The organism is Pseudomonas sp. ML2-2023-3 (assembly GCF_037055275.1).
Taxonomy (GTDB): domain Bacteria; phylum Pseudomonadota; class Gammaproteobacteria; order Pseudomonadales; family Pseudomonadaceae; genus Aquipseudomonas.
The window spans coordinates 2,011,572-2,026,825 of record NZ_CP146343.1 but is presented as its reverse complement, the minus strand read 5'-3'; the positions used below and the strand labels follow the sequence as shown (position 1 = coordinate 2,026,825).

Here is a 15,254-nt window from a genome sequence, read left to right as displayed (position 1 = left end):
CCTGTCATGTAGCGCGACAAAAGCGCGCCTATCATATCCAAGAATCGTCACCAGCTTAAGGCCCCAGGCGCAAATGAAACGATCTGCTTTCTTTATCTCCGATGGCACGGGCATAACTGCCGAAACCCTGGGCCAAAGTTTGTTGGCTCAATTCGAAAATGTGACCTTCAGCAAGTTCACGCGCCCTTATATAGACAGCGTGGACAAAGCGCGGGCAATGGTACAACAAATCGATATCGCCGCCGAAAAAGACGGTTATAGCCCGATAATTTTCGACACTATCGTCAATCAGGACATTCGCGAGATCCTCGCCACGTCCAATGGTTTCATGATCGACATCTTCTCCAGCTTCCTGGCCCCGCTGGAGCAGGCACTGGGCGAGCATTCCTCGTATTCGGTGGGAAAATCCCACTCCATTGGCCACAACTCCAACTACATGGAGCGTATCGAGGCGGTGAACTTCGCCCTCGACAACGACGACGGCGCCCGCACCCACAAATACGACAAGGCCGACCTGATTCTGGTGGGCGTGTCGCGCTGCGGCAAAACCCCTACATGTCTGTACATGGCCATGCAATTCGGCATCCGCGCGGCCAACTACCCGCTGACCGATGACGACATGGAAAGCCTCAAGCTGCCTGCGGCCCTGCGTGAACACAAACACAAGCTGTTCGGGCTGACGATCGATCCGGACCGTTTGACCGCCATTCGCAACGAACGCAAGCCCAACAGCCGCTACTCCAGTTTTGCCCAGTGCGAATTTGAAGTCCGAGAAGTCGAACGCCTGTTCCAGCGCGAAAACATCCCGCACATCAACTCCACGCATTTCTCGGTTGAAGAAATCTCGGCCAAGATCCTGGTCGAAAAAGGCGTGGAGCGGCGGTTCAAGTAAGTTCTGCATCAACCTGTAGTCGCTGCCGCAGGCTGCGATGGGTTGCGAAGCGACCCTCAAGGTCATTCGGCCCTTATCGCAGCCTTCGGCAGCGACTACAACACTCTAAATCACCAGTAAATCCACAAACTTGTTAACCGGCATTGCTTCCAGCGCTGCCTGATCCTTGCACAGCGCAAAAATCCCGGCACAACGCTGGCCTGCAAAGCGCGTCGCCAGATTGGCCTTGAACTTGTCTTCCAGTAACGGAATACCTTCTGCACGACGCCGACGATGGCCAATCGGGTACTCCACCACCACTTGCCCGGTATGGGTGCCATCACTGAAAAACACCTGAATCCCATTGGCAATCGAGCGCTTGTCAGCCTCCAGGTATTCACGTGTGTAGCGCGGGTCTTCGACCACTACCATTTTTTCCCGTAACTGATCGATGATCGGGTTCGCGGCGTGGAAGTCATCTTCGTATTGCTCCGCTACCAGGTTGCCAAAAGCCAGCGGCACTGCAGTCATGTATTGGATGCAGTGATCGCGATCAGCCGCGTTGGCCAATTTGCCTTGCTTGGAAATGATCCGAATCGCTGATTCATGGGTTGTAATCACAATTTTTTCGATTTCATGCAGCCGATCCTTGACCTGCGGATGCAGTGTCACTGCAGCTTCGCATGCGGTTTGCGCATGGAACTCAGCCGGAAAACTGATCTTGAACAGCACGTTTTCCATCACATAGGTGCCGTAGGGCTGACTCAGGCTGAACTCGCGCTGACCTTCGGGCTTGAGCGCCAGATCCTTGTTGGTATGGCTGAACAGCACATCATAAAAACCCCACTGCGGTGCCGTGAGTACGCCGGGAACGCCCATCTCGTCACGCAACGCAATATCGGCAAGACGCACGCCACGGCTCGACGCATCCCCTGCCGCCCAGGACTTTCGCGACCCCGCATTCGGCGCATGGCGATAAGTGCGCAGCGCCTGCCCATCCACAAATGCGTGGGACAGCGCCGACAGCAACTGTTCGCGATTGGCGCCCATCAACTTGGCGCATACCGCTGTGGAAGCGACCTTGACCAGCAACACATGATCCAGCCCGACACGGTTGAAGGAGTTTTCCAGGGCAATCACCCCCTGAATCTCGTGAGCCATGATCATGGCTTCCAGCACAGCCCGTACCGTCAGCGGCGCTTCACCCTGGGCGATACGCTTTTGCGACAGGTGATCGGCCACCGCCAGGATGCCGCCCAGATTGTCCGAGGGATGACCCCACTCAGCCGCCAGCCAGGTGTCGTTGTAATCCAGCCAACGCACGATGCAGCCGATGTCCCACGCTGCCTTGACCGGATCGAGACGATACGACGTACCCAGCACGCGAGCGCCAAACGGCACCACGGTGCCCTCGACGATTGGCCCCAGGTGCTTGGTGCATTCCGGAAAACGCAGCGCCAGCAGGCCGCAGCCCAGGGTGTCCATCAGGCAGTTACGCGCAGTATTCAGGGCTTCGGGGGAGGTGATGGTGTAGGTCAGGACGTAATCGGCAATGTCCTGCAAAACCCGGTCATAGTCGGGGCGGTTGTTGAGGTCGACGTTGGCGCTCATGGGGTGTCTCCAAAGAGTGGGTAGGTGTCGTGTTCCATCCTCAGGGTCAGGGTCGTTGCATGGCAGATCTGAATGCCTGCTCTGAAATACTGATGTCAGTCAGTGGGAGCGGGCAGGCCCGCCCCACCGGATTTAGAACGAGTCGCCCGGCACCCGCACCCAGCCTTCCATCAACACCCGCGCACTGCGGCTCATGATGGCTTTGGTCACGGTCCATTCGCCGTTGACCTGGCGCGCCTGCGCCCCCACACGCAAGGTGCCTGACGGATGGCCGAAACGCACGGCACTGCGCAATTCACCACCCGCCGCCAGATTGACCAGCGTGCCCGGAATCGCCGCCGCCGTACCAATGGCAACGGCTGCGGTTCCCATCATAGCGTGGTGCAATTTGCCCATCGACAAGGCCCGTACCAGCAAGTCCACATCCTGCGCAGCCACCGGCTTGCCACTGGACGACACATACGCCGCAGGCGGCGCAACGAAGGCGACCTTGGGCGTGTGCTGACGCTTGGCAGCGTCTTCAAGTGTGTCGATCAGTCCCATGCGCAATGCACCATGGGCGCGGATGGTTTCGAACATGGCCAGGGCTTTTGGGTCACTGTTGATGTCGTTTTGCAGCTCCGCACCGGTATAGCCAATGTCCCGTGCGTTAACGAAAATCGTCGGGATCCCGGCATTGATCATCGTCACGTTCAAGGTGCCAACGCCCGGCACTTCAAGGTCGTCCACCAGATTGCCCGTCGGGAACATCGAGCCGCCCGCCCCCTCTTCATCCGCTGCCGGATTGAGAAACTCCAGCTGAACTTCAGCCGCCGGAAAGGTCACGCCATCCAGCTCGAAATCGCCGGTTTCCTGCACGGCACCGTCGGTGATCGGCACATGGGCAATGATGGTCTTGCCGATATTGGCCTGCCAGATACGCACCACGGCCGTGCCGTTATCGGGAATGCGTGCCGCATCCACCAAGCCGCTGCTGACGGCGAACGAACCCACGGCCGCCGACAGATTGCCGCAGTTGCCGCTCCAGTCCACAAATGGCTTGTCGATGGCGACCTGGCCGAACAGGTAATCCACGTCGTGATCGGCATGCAGGCTTTTGCTCACGATCACGGTCTTGCTGGTACTGGAAGTGGCAGCCCCCATGCCGTCGATCTGCTTTTCGTACGGGTCGGGGCTGCCGATTACTCGCAGCAGCAAGGCATCACGGGCTGCACCCGGCACCTGAGCCGCGGCAGGCAGGTCCAGGAGGCTGAAGAACACGCCCTTGCTGGTGCCGCCACGCATATAAGTCGCGGGAATTCTGATTTGCGCTGCATAGGCCATAACACACAGTCCTCTTGAGGCCGGGGCACGTGACCCCGGCGCAGTGATCAAACGGTGGCTGATTCCAGGAAGTCCTGGGCAAAGCGCTGCAACACGCCACCCGCCTCATAGATCGATACCTCTTCAGCGGTATCCAGGCGGCAGGTCACGGGGACTTCGAGGCGCTCGCCATTTTTGCGGGTGATCACCAGTGTCAGGGTGGCTCGCGGGGTGCGCTCGCCGATCACATCGTAAATTTCACTGCCGTCGATCTGCAGGGTTTTACGGTTGGTACCCGGCATGAACTCCAGCGGCAATACACCCATACCCACCAGGTTGGTGCGGTGAATACGCTCAAAGCCTTCGGCAGCAATGGCCTCGACACCCGCCAGACGCACACCTTTGGCAGCCCAGTCGCGGGACGAGCCCTGGCCATAGTCGGCACCGGCGATGATGATCAGCGGCTGCTTACGGTCCATGTAGGTCTCGATGGCTTCCCACATGCGCATCACTTGGCCTTCCGGCTCGAGACGGGTCAGCGAACCCTGTTTGACCTTGCCGTCCTCGATCACCATCTCGTTGAACAGTTTCGGGTTGGCGAAGGTTGCCCGCTGTGCGGTCAGGTGGTCGCCACGGTGAGTCGCATAGGAGTTGAAGTCGACTTCCGGCAAGCCCATTTTCGCCAGGTATTCACCCGCGGCGCTGTCGAGCATGATGGCGTTGGACGGCGACAAATGGTCAGTGGTGATGTTGTCCGGCAGCACCGCCAGCGGGCGCATGCCTTTGAGTGGACGCGCACCGGCCAATGCACCTTCCCAATAGGGCGGACGACGGATGTAAGTACTTTGCGGGCGCCAGTCATACAGCGGCTCGACTTTCGGGCCGGTGTCTTCATGAATGGCAAACATCGGGATGTAAACCTGACGGAACTGCTCGGGCTTGACCGCTGCCTTGACCACCGCGTCGATTTCTTCGTCGCTGGGCCAGATATCTTTCAGGCGGATTTCATTGCCTTGGGCATCCAGACCCAGCACATCTTTTTCGATATCAAAACGGATGGTTCCGGCAATCGCGTAGGCCACCACCAACGGCGGGGAGGCCAAAAACGCCTGTTTGGCGTAAGGGTGAATACGCCCGTCAAAATTGCGGTTACCCGACAGTACGGCAGTGGCGTACAGGTCGCGGTCGATGATTTCCTGCTGAATGGCAGGGTCCAGCGCACCAGACATGCCGTTGCAGGTCGTGCAGGCAAACGCCACGACGCCAAAGCCCAGCTTTTCCAGTTCGTGAGTCAAACCGGCTTCATCGAGGTAAAGGGCAACGGTTTTGGAGCCCGGTGCCAGAGAGGTCTTGACCCACGGTTTGCGGCTCAAGCCGAGCTTGTTGGCGTTGCGCGCCATCAGCCCCGCCGCAATCACGTTGCGCGGGTTGCTGGTGTTGGTGCAACTGGTAATGGCCGCGATGATGACCGCACCGTCGGGCATTTGCCCTGGCACTTCGTCCCACTGCCCGGCAATGCCCTTCGCGGCAAGGTCAGTGGTGGCCACACGGGCGTGAGGGTTGCTCGGGCCAGCCATGTTGCGCACGACCGATGACAGGTCAAAGCTCAGGCTGCGCTCGTATTGCGCGCCCTTGAGGCTGTCTGCCCAAAGGCCGCTGACCTTGGCGTAGTTCTCCACCAACTGCACTTGCTGGTCTTCACGGCCAGTCAGTTTGAGGTAGTCGATGGTTTGCTGGTCGATGTAGAACATCGCGGCCGTGGCGCCGTATTCCGGGGCCATGTTGGAGATCGTCGCGCGATCGCCCAGGGTGAGTGCCGCAGCGCCTTCGCCGAAGAACTCCAGCCAGGCACCCACTACTTTTTGCTTGCGCAGGAACTCGGTCAGCGCCAGCACCATATCGGTGGCGGTAATGCCCGGCTGCAGCTTGCCGGTCAGCTCCACGCCGACGATTTCCGGCAAACGCATCCACGACGCACGGCCAAGCATCACGCTTTCGGCTTCAAGGCCGCCCACACCGATGGCGATTACGCCCAGTGAATCCACATGAGGCGTGTGGCTGTCTGTGCCCACGCAGGTATCCGGGAATGCCACACCGTCGCGCACCTGGATCACCGGAGACATTTTCTCCAGGTTGATCTGGTGCATGATGCCGTTGCCCGGCGGGATCACATCGACGTTTTTGAACGCTTTTTTGGTCCACTCGATAAAGTGGAAACGGTCTTCGTTACGACGGTCCTCGATGGCGCGGTTCTTTTCGAACGCCTCGGGGTCGTAACCACCGCACTCGACAGCCAGCGAGTGGTCAACGATCAGCTGGGTCGGCACGACCGGATTGACCTGGGCCGGATCACCGCCCTGCAAGGCGATGGCGTCACGCAGGCCGGCAAGGTCGACCAGCGCGGTCTGGCCCAGAATGTCGTGGCACACCACACGTGCCGGGAACCATGGAAAGTCGAGATCGCGCTTGCGATCAATCAACTGGCTCAGCGATGCATTCAGGGTGGCAGGATCGCAGCGGCGAACCAGGTTTTCGGCCAGTACGCGGGAGGTATAAGGCAGGGTGTCGTAAGCACCGGGCTTGATCGCGTCGACTGCCCCACGGGTGTCGAAATAATCCAGCCGGGTGCCCGGTAGTGTTTTGCGAAATTCAGTATTCATTGGCGCAGGACTCGATCACGGTAGTTACAAAAGGGCAAAGGACTCATGTGGGAGCGGGCTTGCTCGCGATGCCGACGCTGGGTTTATCAGTCAAACCGCGTTGATTCCATCGCGGGCAAGCCCGCTCCCACCCTTCAGTCGGCTCTCTGCCTGCTTGATCAGCGACGTTCGATTGGCACGAACTTGCGCTGTTCTACGCCGATGTACTCGGCGCTCGGACGGATGATGCGGTTATTGGCACGCTGCTCGAACACATGCGCCGCCCAGCCGGTCAGGCGTGAGCAGACAAAGATCGGGGTGAACAGCTTGGTCGGGATTCCCATGAAGTGGTACGCCGAGGCATGGTAGAAATCGGCGTTGGGGAACAGCTTCTTTTGCTCCCACATGGTTTTGTCGATGGCTTCGGAGACCGGAAACAGCACGGTGTCGCCCACTTCGTCAGCCAGTTTTTTCGACCAGCCCTTGATCACTTCGTTACGCGGGTCGCTGTCTTTGTAGATCGCGTGGCCGAAGCCCATGATCTTGTCCTTGCGCGCCAGCATGCCGAGGGTGCCTTCGACCGCTTCTTGCGCCGAGCCGAAGCGCTCGATCATTTCCATCGCTGCTTCGTTTGCACCACCGTGCAACGGGCCACGCAGCGAGCCGATGGCCGCCGTGATGCACGAATACAGGTCGGACAAGGTCGATGCGCAAACCCGTGCGGTAAAGGTCGAAGCGTTGAATTCGTGCTCGGCATAGAGAATCAGCGACACATTCATCACTTTGACGTGCAACTCGCTTGGCCTCTTGTCGTGCAGCAAGTGCAGGAAGTGGCCGCCGATGGACTCTTCGTCGGTTACGCAGTTGATGCGTTTGCCGTCGTGGCTGAAGCGGTACCAGTAGCACATGATCGCCGGGAAGGCTGCCAGCAGACGGTCGGTCTTGTCGTGCTGCTCGGAAAAGTCCTTCTCCGGCTCGATATTGCCCAGGAAAGAGCAACCGGTGCGCATCACGTCCATCGGGTGGGCGTCGGCAGGGATGCGTTCCAGCACCTCTTTCAATGCCTGAGGCAAATCACGCAGCTTTTGCAGCTTGGCCGTGTAGGCAGCCAGTTCGGTTTGGCTTGGCAGTTCGCCGTACAGCAGCAGGTAAGCCACTTCTTCGAAGCGGGCATCGGCTGCCAGTTCACGTACGTCATAACCACGATAAGTGAGGCCCGCACCTTCTTGACCTACGGTGGACAGGGCTGTTTGCCCGGCAACCTGGCCGCGTAATCCGGCACCACTCAATACTTTTGCTTCGGCCATTGCGCTCTCCAATCTTGAATTTGTTAGGGATTCGGCAAGTTCTTTATTCAATGTACAGGTGGGAGCGGGCTTGCTCGCAATTCAGGCAACACGGTTTGCCTGAATCATTGCGCTGACCCTGTCGCGAGCAAGCCCGCTCCCACAGGATCACAGCGTCTTGTTATTTCTTTGAGGCAAACAACGCATCGAGCTTCTGTTCGAACTCGTGATAGTTGATGGCGTCGTATAGCTCCATGCGGGTTTGCATGGTGTCGATCACGTTTTGCTGGGTACCGTCGCGGCGGATGGCGGTATAGACGTTTTCTGCCGCCTTGTTCATCGCCCGGAATGCCGACAGCGGGTACAGCACCAGCGAGACATCAGCGCCAGCCAGCTGCTCTGTGGTGTACAGCGGTGTCGCGCCGAACTCGGTGATGTTGGCCAGAATCGGCGCCTTCACCCGGTTGGCGAAAAGCTTGTACATGTCCAGTTCGGTGATGGCTTCGGGGAACACCATGTCCGCGCCCGCTTCAACGCAGGCCGCTGCACGCTCCAGGGCAGACTCCAGACCTTCAACGGCCAGTGCATCGGTACGCGCCATGATCACAAAGCTGTCATCGGTGCGGGCATCGACGGCGGCCTTGATACGGTCGACCATCTCTTGCAGCGAGACGATTTCCTTGTTTGGGCGATGGCCGCAACGCTTGGCGCCAACCTGGTCTTCGATATGAATCGCCGCCGCGCCAAACTTGATCATCGACTTCACGGTGCGCGACACGTTGAAGAATGAGGAGCCGAAACCGGTGTCCACATCCACCAGCAGCGGCAGGTCGCATACATCGGTAATGCGGCGAACATCTGTCAATACATCGTCCAGGCCGGTAATACCCAGATCCGGTACGCCCAAGGACCCGGCAGCGACGCCGCCACCCGACAGGTAGATCGCCTTGAAGCCGGCACGCTTGGCCAGCAACGCATGGTTGGCGTTGATTGCGCCTACCACTTGCAAGGGATGTTCGCTGGCGACTGCATCACGGAAACGCTGGCCTGGACTGTTCTTATTGCTCATGACTCACCTCGTGGAGTGGCTGTCTGCTGGGCGTCGTCTTGGTAGTGACGCGCAATATTGCGTTTCGAGGCGCCGATATGTCGGCGCATCAACAACTCGGCCAGTTCGCCGTCGCGATCGGCAATGGCATCGAGAATGCGGTGATGCTCGGCAAACGCCTGATGCGGGCGATTGGGCGTCGTTGAAAACTGGATGCGGTACATGCGCACCAATTGATACAACTCGCCGCAGAGCATTTGCGTCAGGGTGCGGTTGCCGCTGCCCTGAATGATCTTGTAATGAAAATCGAAGTCGCCTTCCTGCTGGTAGTAGCCGACACCCGCCTGAAACGCTTCATCGCGCTCGTGGGTTTCGAGCACCCGGCGCAAGTCGGCGATGTCTTCATCGCTCATGCGCTCGGCGGCCAGACGACAGGCCATGCCTTCAAGGGACTCGCGAATTTCGTAGAGTTCGATCAGCTCGGCGTGGCTCAGCGACACGACCCGCGCACCTACATGGGGTATGCGCACCAGCAAACGCTGGCCTTCAAGACGATGAATGGCTTCACGTAATGGCCCACGGCTGATGCCGTAGGTGCGCGCCAGTTCAGGCTCGGAGATCTTGCTGCCCGGGGCGATCTCGCCTTTGACAATAGCTGCCTGAATACGCCGGAACACGTTCTCGGAGAGGGTTTCCGAGTCGTCTTGGGTGATCGGGACAGGTTCCAGTGCTTGCAGCATATTGTCGACACCTTGAAAATCAATAGCGCCAAAATTAGCCATTTAGCCGCAAAGAGTCAAAGAATAAATAGACATTGTCGACAATCGTCTAATACGACCTTGGTTTAATCGACAGGACTTGCCCCCGGTTCAAAGCACCCCGGCGCTGGCGCCATAAAACCATCATGTTAGAATGCTGACCGCATCAGCCCTGCCCCCATCCACCGGGCAGCCGCACGAGGAAACTTGCTCTGTACTGCCAGTGCCTTGAACTGAAGATTGCAAGAGACGTGCCCCGATTTATGAAATTTCCCACCATCTACATCCTCGCTTGCCTGCTGTGCGTACCGGGCTTGAGCCTTGGCGCCGAAAAAACAGTGTACGGCCTCAATGAATACGCCGAACTCGCAGGCATCAACTTGCAGGTGGCTGCCAAACTCGACACCGGCGCCAAGACCGCGTCTCTCAGCGCACGGGACATCAAGCGTTTCAAGCGTGACGGAGAGAGCTGGGTACGCTTTTACCTGGCCATCGATGATGCTCACTCGCACCCCATCGAACGCCCGCTGGCCCGGGTCAGCAAGATCAAGCGCCGCTCTGGCGACTACGACCCGCAGGCCGACAAGAACTACACCTCACGCCCGGTCATTTCCCTGGAAATCTGCATGGGCAAGGCTTTACGCACCATCGAAGTGAACTTGACCGATAGAAGTGCGTTCCAATACCCGCTGCTGATCGGCTCCGAAGCGTTGAAACGCTTTGATGCGCTGGTTGACCCAAGTCTTAAATATGCTGCGGGCAAACCTGCCTGCGCCGCTAACGCTCAAACCGCAGAGTAATTGAAATGCGCGCTCTTACCCTTCACCTGAAAATCTTGATCACCATCCTTGTGGTGCTGGGCATTTCGATTACGGCCTACCAGATTTTTGCCCTCGGCATACCTGTGACCGAGGATGCTACGGATGACCTCTGGAACATCGACGCCAAGGTCGAATTCGTTGCCAGCTCCAAGGACCCGGTCAAGATCCAGATGTTCGTACCGCCGCTGAACCGCGACTACGTCAGCCTCAACGAGAGTTTCATCTCCAACAACTACGGGGTGAGCGTCAACCGGGTTGATGGCAACCGCAAAGTTACCTGGTCCGCACGCCGGGTCAGTGGCAAGCAGACCCTCTACTATCGCCTGGTGCTGACCAAGCGCTACTCGGGCGACAAGACCAAGATCAAAGGGCCGGTATTCCGCGACAGCATTGCCGTGGAAGGCCCGGAAAAAATCGCTGCCGAAGCATTGCTCGCACCGATCCGCCAGCACTCTGCCGATGTCGAAACCTTTATCAGCGAGACCATCAAACGCGTCAGCAACCCCAATGATGACAATGTAAAGCTGCTGCTGGCTGGCGATCCGTCGACCGCACACAAGGCCCAGGTCATCGAGTTGCTGCTGTCGATTGCCCACGTACCGATGGAAAAGGTCCACACCATCCGCCTGGTGGCCGATCAGCCGCAAAGCCCGGAATTGTGGCTGCGCAGCTTTAACGGCAACGACTGGCTGTACTTCAACCCCGAGACCGGCGAGCAAGGCCTGCCGAATGACCGCCTGTTGTGGTGGATCGGTGACGAGCCGATGGTCACGGTCGATGGCGGTAAAAAACCCAACGTCACCTTCAGCCTGAACAACAGCGAAATGAACGCCATTCGCCTGGCCAAGCTGACAGACGAAAACACCGACGCCAACTTCCTTGAGTACTCGCTCTACGGCTTGCCGCTGCAGACCCAGCAAACCTTCATGATCATGGTGATGATCCCGATTGGCGTGCTGGTGATCCTGATTCTGCGCAACCTGATCGGCCTGCAAACCCTGGGTACATTTACCCCGGTACTGATCGCCCTGGCCTTCCGCGAAACCCAGCTGGGCTTCGGGATCATCCTGTTTACAGTGATCACCGCACTCGGGCTGACGCTGCGTTCCTACCTTGAACACTTGAAACTGCAAATGCTGCCGCGCCTGTCAGTGGTGCTGACGTTCGTGGTGATATTGATCGCAGCCATCAGCCTGTTCAGCCACAAGCTGGGCCTGGAGCGCGGACTTTCCGTGGCACTGTTCCCGATGGTGATTCTGACAATGACCATCGAGCGCCTGTCGATCACATGGGAAGAACGAGGTGGCGGGCATGCGATGAAAGTCGCAATCGGCACACTGTTCGCCGCCACACTGGCGTACCTGGTGATGAGCATCCCGGAACTGGTCTACTTCGTGTTTACCTTCCCGGCAGTCCTGCTGATCATGGTTGGCTTTATGCTGGCAATGGGTCGCTATCGCGGCTACCGCCTGACCGAGCTGGTGCGTTTCAAAGCGTTCTTGAAGGCTGACTCCTGATGTTCGGCTTCTGGAAGACCTGGAAGGCCCTGGAAGCCAAGGGCATCATGGGCATCAATCGGCGCAATGCGGACTATGTACTCAAGTACAACAAACGCAGCCTGTACCCGATTGTGGATGACAAGATCATCACCAAGGAACGCGCCATCAAAGCGGGCATTCACGTGCCCGAAATGTACGGCGTGATTTCCACCGAGAAAGAAATCGACAAGCTTGATGAAATCATCGGTGATCGCAGCGACTTCGTGATCAAGCCTGCACAAGGTGCGGGCGGTGATGGCATTCTGGTGATCGCCGATCGTTTCGAAGACCGTTTTCGTACGGTCTCGGGCAAGATCATCAGCCATGAAGAAATCGAGCATCAGATCTCCAGCATCCTGACCGGCCTCTACTCCCTGGGCGGCCACCGTGACCGGGCACTGATCGAGTACCGTGTTACGCCGGACCAGATCTTCAAAAGCATCAGCTACGAAGGTGTGCCGGATATCCGCATCATCGTACTGATGGGCTATCCGGTGATGGCCATGCTGCGTTTGCCGACCCGTCAATCGGGCGGCAAGGCCAACCTGCACCAGGGCGCCATCGGTGTGGGCGTGGATCTGGCCACTGGCCTGACCCTGCGCGGTACCTGGCTGAACAACATCATCAGCAAACACCCCGACACCACCAATGCGGTGGATGGCGTGCAACTGCCCAACTGGGACGGTTTCATGAAACTGGCGGCCGGATGTTACGAGCTGTGCGGCCTGGGATACATCGGTGTCGACATGGTGCTTGACCAGGACAAAGGCCCGCTGATTCTGGAGCTCAACGCCCGCCCGGGCCTGAATATCCAGATCGCCAACGACTGTGGCCTGACCCTGCGCACCCATGCGGTCGAGGCTCACCTCGAAGAGCTGGCAGCCAAAGGCATCAAGGAAACCCCGGAAGAGCGCGTGCGCTTTGCCCAGGAACTGTTCGGGCATATTCACCAGCCCGAATAAGCGTTTCAAAACCTGTGGGAGCGGACTTGCTCGCGATGCTATCAACTCGGTTTGCCTGACAGACCGCATCGACGCCATCGCGAACAAGCCCGCTCCCACAGTTCCCACAAGCCACATAGATTTGCAGTCCTGCACAGGACTACAATCGGCACCCCGCTCCGATGGCTGATTTGCTTCGCATGTTGACCTGTTCTGTACACCCGCTGCCCTATCTCGCCAATCCCGCTGACTATTTCGCGGTGATTCGTCATGCGCCTGGCGCCGTACTGCTCGACAGTGGCCGCCCCACCGCAGACCGCGGACGCTACGACCTGATGAGTGCCCGGCCACAGGCAGAACTGTCCCTGCAACCCGGCGAATCAGGGCGCGCTTTCTTACAGCGCCTGCGTGACAACCTCACACAAATGGGCAATGCCACACTCCCGCCCGAATACGACCTGCCCTTTGCCGGCGGGTTGATCGGCTACTTGAGCTACGACTTTGGCCGACAGCTCGAACAGCTGCCCGCCCACGCCCTTGACGACCTGAACCTGCCAGATGCGCGACTGGGCCTGTATACCTGGGCACTGATCAGCGACCATCAGGCATCCACCAGCCAACTGGTGTTTCACCCAGGCTGCGAGCCGCTGGAGCGTGAGCATCTGATCCAGCTGTTCTCTCAGCCCGCAGCGTTACACAACGGCCCGTTTTCGCTCAAAACACCGATGCAGCCTGACATCAGCGCCAGCCAGTACGAGCAGGCCCTGGCCCGAATCCATCGCTACATTCAGGCCGGCGACTGTTACCAGGTCAATTACACCCAACGTTTCAGCGCCCAGTGCGAAGGCGATGCCTGGACCGCCTATTGCGCTTTGCGCGCTGCCTGCCCGACGCCTTTTTCCGGGTTTGCGAGCCTGCCTGACGGCAACGCCATTTTGAGCCTGTCCCCCGAACGCTTTGTGCGTGTCAGCCACAATCATGTGGAAACGCGCCCGATCAAAGGCACCCGCCCACGGGGCAAAGACAGCGCCGAAGATGCTGCGAACGCCGCCGAACTGCTCGCCAGTCCCAAGGATCGAGCAGAAAACCTGATGATCGTCGACCTGTTGCGCAATGACCTGGGGCGCACGTGCCGTACCGGTTCAGTGAGCGTGCCGCAGCTGTTTACCCTCGAAAGCTATCCCAATGTCCACCACCTGGTGAGCAGCGTCATCGGCGAGCTGGCTGACGGCAAAGACGCCCTGGACCTGATCGGCGACAGCTTCCCGGGCGGCTCGATTACCGGGGCCCCGAAGATCCGCGCGATGCAAATCATCGATGAACTGGAACCCACGCGCCGCAGCATTTACTGCGGCTCACTGCTGTACCTTGATGTGCGCGGAGAAATGGACAGCTCCATCGCAATCCGCAGCCTGCTGATCAAGGACGGACGGGTCAGCTGCTGGGGCGGCGGCGGAATCGTTGCCGACTCCGACTGGCAGGACGAGTACCAGGAATCCATCACCAAAGTGAAGGTACTGCTCGATACGCTGCGAACCCTGTAGCCCGCGCTTTTTGCTAAGATCGCGTCACTAGAGAGCGCCAAGCGCCATTTACTGTAGGAAGCCGCCTGATGAGCCATCCGTTCGACGTCGCTGAACTCGCCGCGACATACGCCAGCAAGTCCCCGCAAGACATACTCAAACTCGCCTTCGAACACTTTGGCGACGACCTCTGGATTTCCTTCAGTGGCGCCGAAGACGTGGTGCTGGTGGACATGGCCTGGAAACTCAACAAGAACGTCAAGGTTTTCAGCCTCGACACCGGCCGCCTGCACCCCGAGACCTACCGGTTCATCGAGCAAGTGCGCGATCACTACAAGATTCAGATCGAGCTGATCTCGCCGGATCAAACCAGGCTTGAACCGTTCGTGAAGGAAAAAGGCCTGTTCAGCTTCTACAAGGACGGGCATGGCGAATGCTGTGGCGTGCGCAAAATCGAGCCGCTGCGCCGCAAACTGTCGACAGTCAAAGCCTGGGCGACCGGCCAGCGCCGCGACCAGAGCCCGGGCACCCGCAGCCAGGTCGCAGCACTGGAAATCGACGGCGCGTTCTCGACGCCGGAACGCACCCTGTACAAGTTCAACCCGCTGGCACAGATGACCAGCGAAGAGGTCTGGGGCTATATCCGCATGCTGGAACTGCCATACAACAGCCTGCATGAGCGCGGTTTTATCAGCATCGGCTGCGAGCCCTGCACCCGTCCGGTCCTGCCCAACCAGCACGAGCGCGAAGGCCGCTGGTGGTGGGAAGAAGCCACGCAGAAAGAATGCGGGCTGCATGCCGGCAATCTGATCGCCAAGAATTGATCCGTTTCCCGTAGTCGCTGCCGAAGGCTTCGAGCTTTTGATTGGGTGATTGAGTCAAAAGCTCGCCGCCTGCGGCAGCGACTACATCTTCT

The 15,254-nt window shown here is 58.8% G+C and carries 12 protein-coding genes; 6 read left to right on the top strand and 6 right to left on the bottom strand.

Going from position 1 to position 15,254, the window contains the following annotated elements; all coding sequences use genetic code 11:
• Positions 1-73: 73 nt before the first annotated feature.
• A complete protein-coding gene (locus V6P94_RS09410) occupies positions 74-892 on the top strand; it encodes a pyruvate, water dikinase regulatory protein (RefSeq protein WP_133075707.1) in 819 nt (272 codons plus the stop codon).
• 105 nt (positions 893-997) lie between these two features.
• On the opposite strand, the gene prpD is transcribed toward V6P94_RS09410, so the two are convergent.
• From prpD to V6P94_RS09380, 6 genes are all read right to left on the bottom strand, one after another.
• Positions 998-2,482 (bottom strand): 2-methylcitrate dehydratase, encoded by a 1,485-nt coding sequence (gene prpD, locus V6P94_RS09405; protein WP_338649278.1) that lies wholly within the window; start codon positions 2,480-2,482, stop codon positions 998-1,000.
• 132 nt (positions 2,483-2,614) lie between these two features.
• Positions 2,615-3,805 carry a 2-methylaconitate cis-trans isomerase PrpF gene (gene prpF, locus V6P94_RS09400; RefSeq protein ID WP_133075709.1) on the bottom strand — a complete coding sequence of 397 codons (1,191 nt, stop codon included), beginning with the start codon at positions 3,803-3,805 and terminating at the stop codon, positions 2,615-2,617.
• Positions 3,806-3,852: 47 nt separating this feature from the next.
• Positions 3,853-6,444, bottom strand: a complete 2,592-nt coding sequence (acnD, locus tag V6P94_RS09395) for a Fe/S-dependent 2-methylisocitrate dehydratase AcnD (RefSeq protein ID WP_338649277.1) — start codon at positions 6,442-6,444, stop codon at positions 3,853-3,855.
• Between the two features lie 158 nt (positions 6,445-6,602).
• Positions 6,603-7,730, bottom strand: a complete 1,128-nt coding sequence (gene prpC, locus V6P94_RS09390) for a 2-methylcitrate synthase (RefSeq protein ID WP_326398325.1) — start codon at positions 7,728-7,730, stop codon at positions 6,603-6,605.
• Positions 7,731-7,890: 160 nt separating this feature from the next.
• Positions 7,891-8,778, bottom strand: a complete 888-nt coding sequence (prpB, locus tag V6P94_RS09385) for a methylisocitrate lyase (RefSeq protein ID WP_133075712.1) — start codon at positions 8,776-8,778, stop codon at positions 7,891-7,893.
• On the bottom strand, positions 8,775-9,497 hold the full coding sequence (locus V6P94_RS09380) for a GntR family transcriptional regulator (RefSeq protein WP_133075713.1): 723 nt from the start codon (positions 9,495-9,497) through the stop codon (positions 8,775-8,777). The genes prpB and V6P94_RS09380 overlap by 4 nt, the downstream gene beginning before the upstream one ends.
• 281 nt (positions 9,498-9,778) lie before the next feature.
• Between V6P94_RS09380 and V6P94_RS09375 the strand changes: the two genes are divergently transcribed.
• The 5 genes from V6P94_RS09375 (at position 9,779) to V6P94_RS09355 (ending at position 15,162) form a co-directional block, all read left to right on the top strand.
• On the top strand, positions 9,779-10,315 hold the full coding sequence (locus V6P94_RS09375) for an ATP-dependent zinc protease (protein ID WP_133075714.1): 537 nt from the start codon (positions 9,779-9,781) through the stop codon (positions 10,313-10,315).
• A gap of 5 nt (positions 10,316-10,320) precedes the next feature.
• Complete coding sequence (locus V6P94_RS09370; RefSeq protein WP_326398326.1) at positions 10,321-11,853, top strand: inactive transglutaminase family protein; 1,533 nt, start codon at positions 10,321-10,323, stop codon at positions 11,851-11,853.
• On the top strand, positions 11,853-12,836 hold the full coding sequence (locus V6P94_RS09365) for an alpha-L-glutamate ligase-like protein (protein ID WP_133075716.1): 984 nt from the start codon (positions 11,853-11,855) through the stop codon (positions 12,834-12,836). Before V6P94_RS09370 ends, V6P94_RS09365 begins: the two co-directional genes overlap by 1 nt.
• A gap of 179 nt (positions 12,837-13,015) precedes the next feature.
• The gene (gene pabB, locus V6P94_RS09360; protein WP_219260702.1) at positions 13,016-14,359 is read left to right on the top strand and encodes an aminodeoxychorismate synthase component I; all 1,344 of its coding nucleotides are present in this window, start codon (positions 13,016-13,018) and stop codon (positions 14,357-14,359) included.
• Positions 14,360-14,427: 68 nt separating this feature from the next.
• Entirely contained in the window at positions 14,428-15,162 is a 735-nt protein-coding gene (locus tag V6P94_RS09355; RefSeq protein WP_133075718.1) for a phosphoadenylyl-sulfate reductase, read from the top strand.
• Positions 15,163-15,254: the final 92 nt, after the last annotated feature.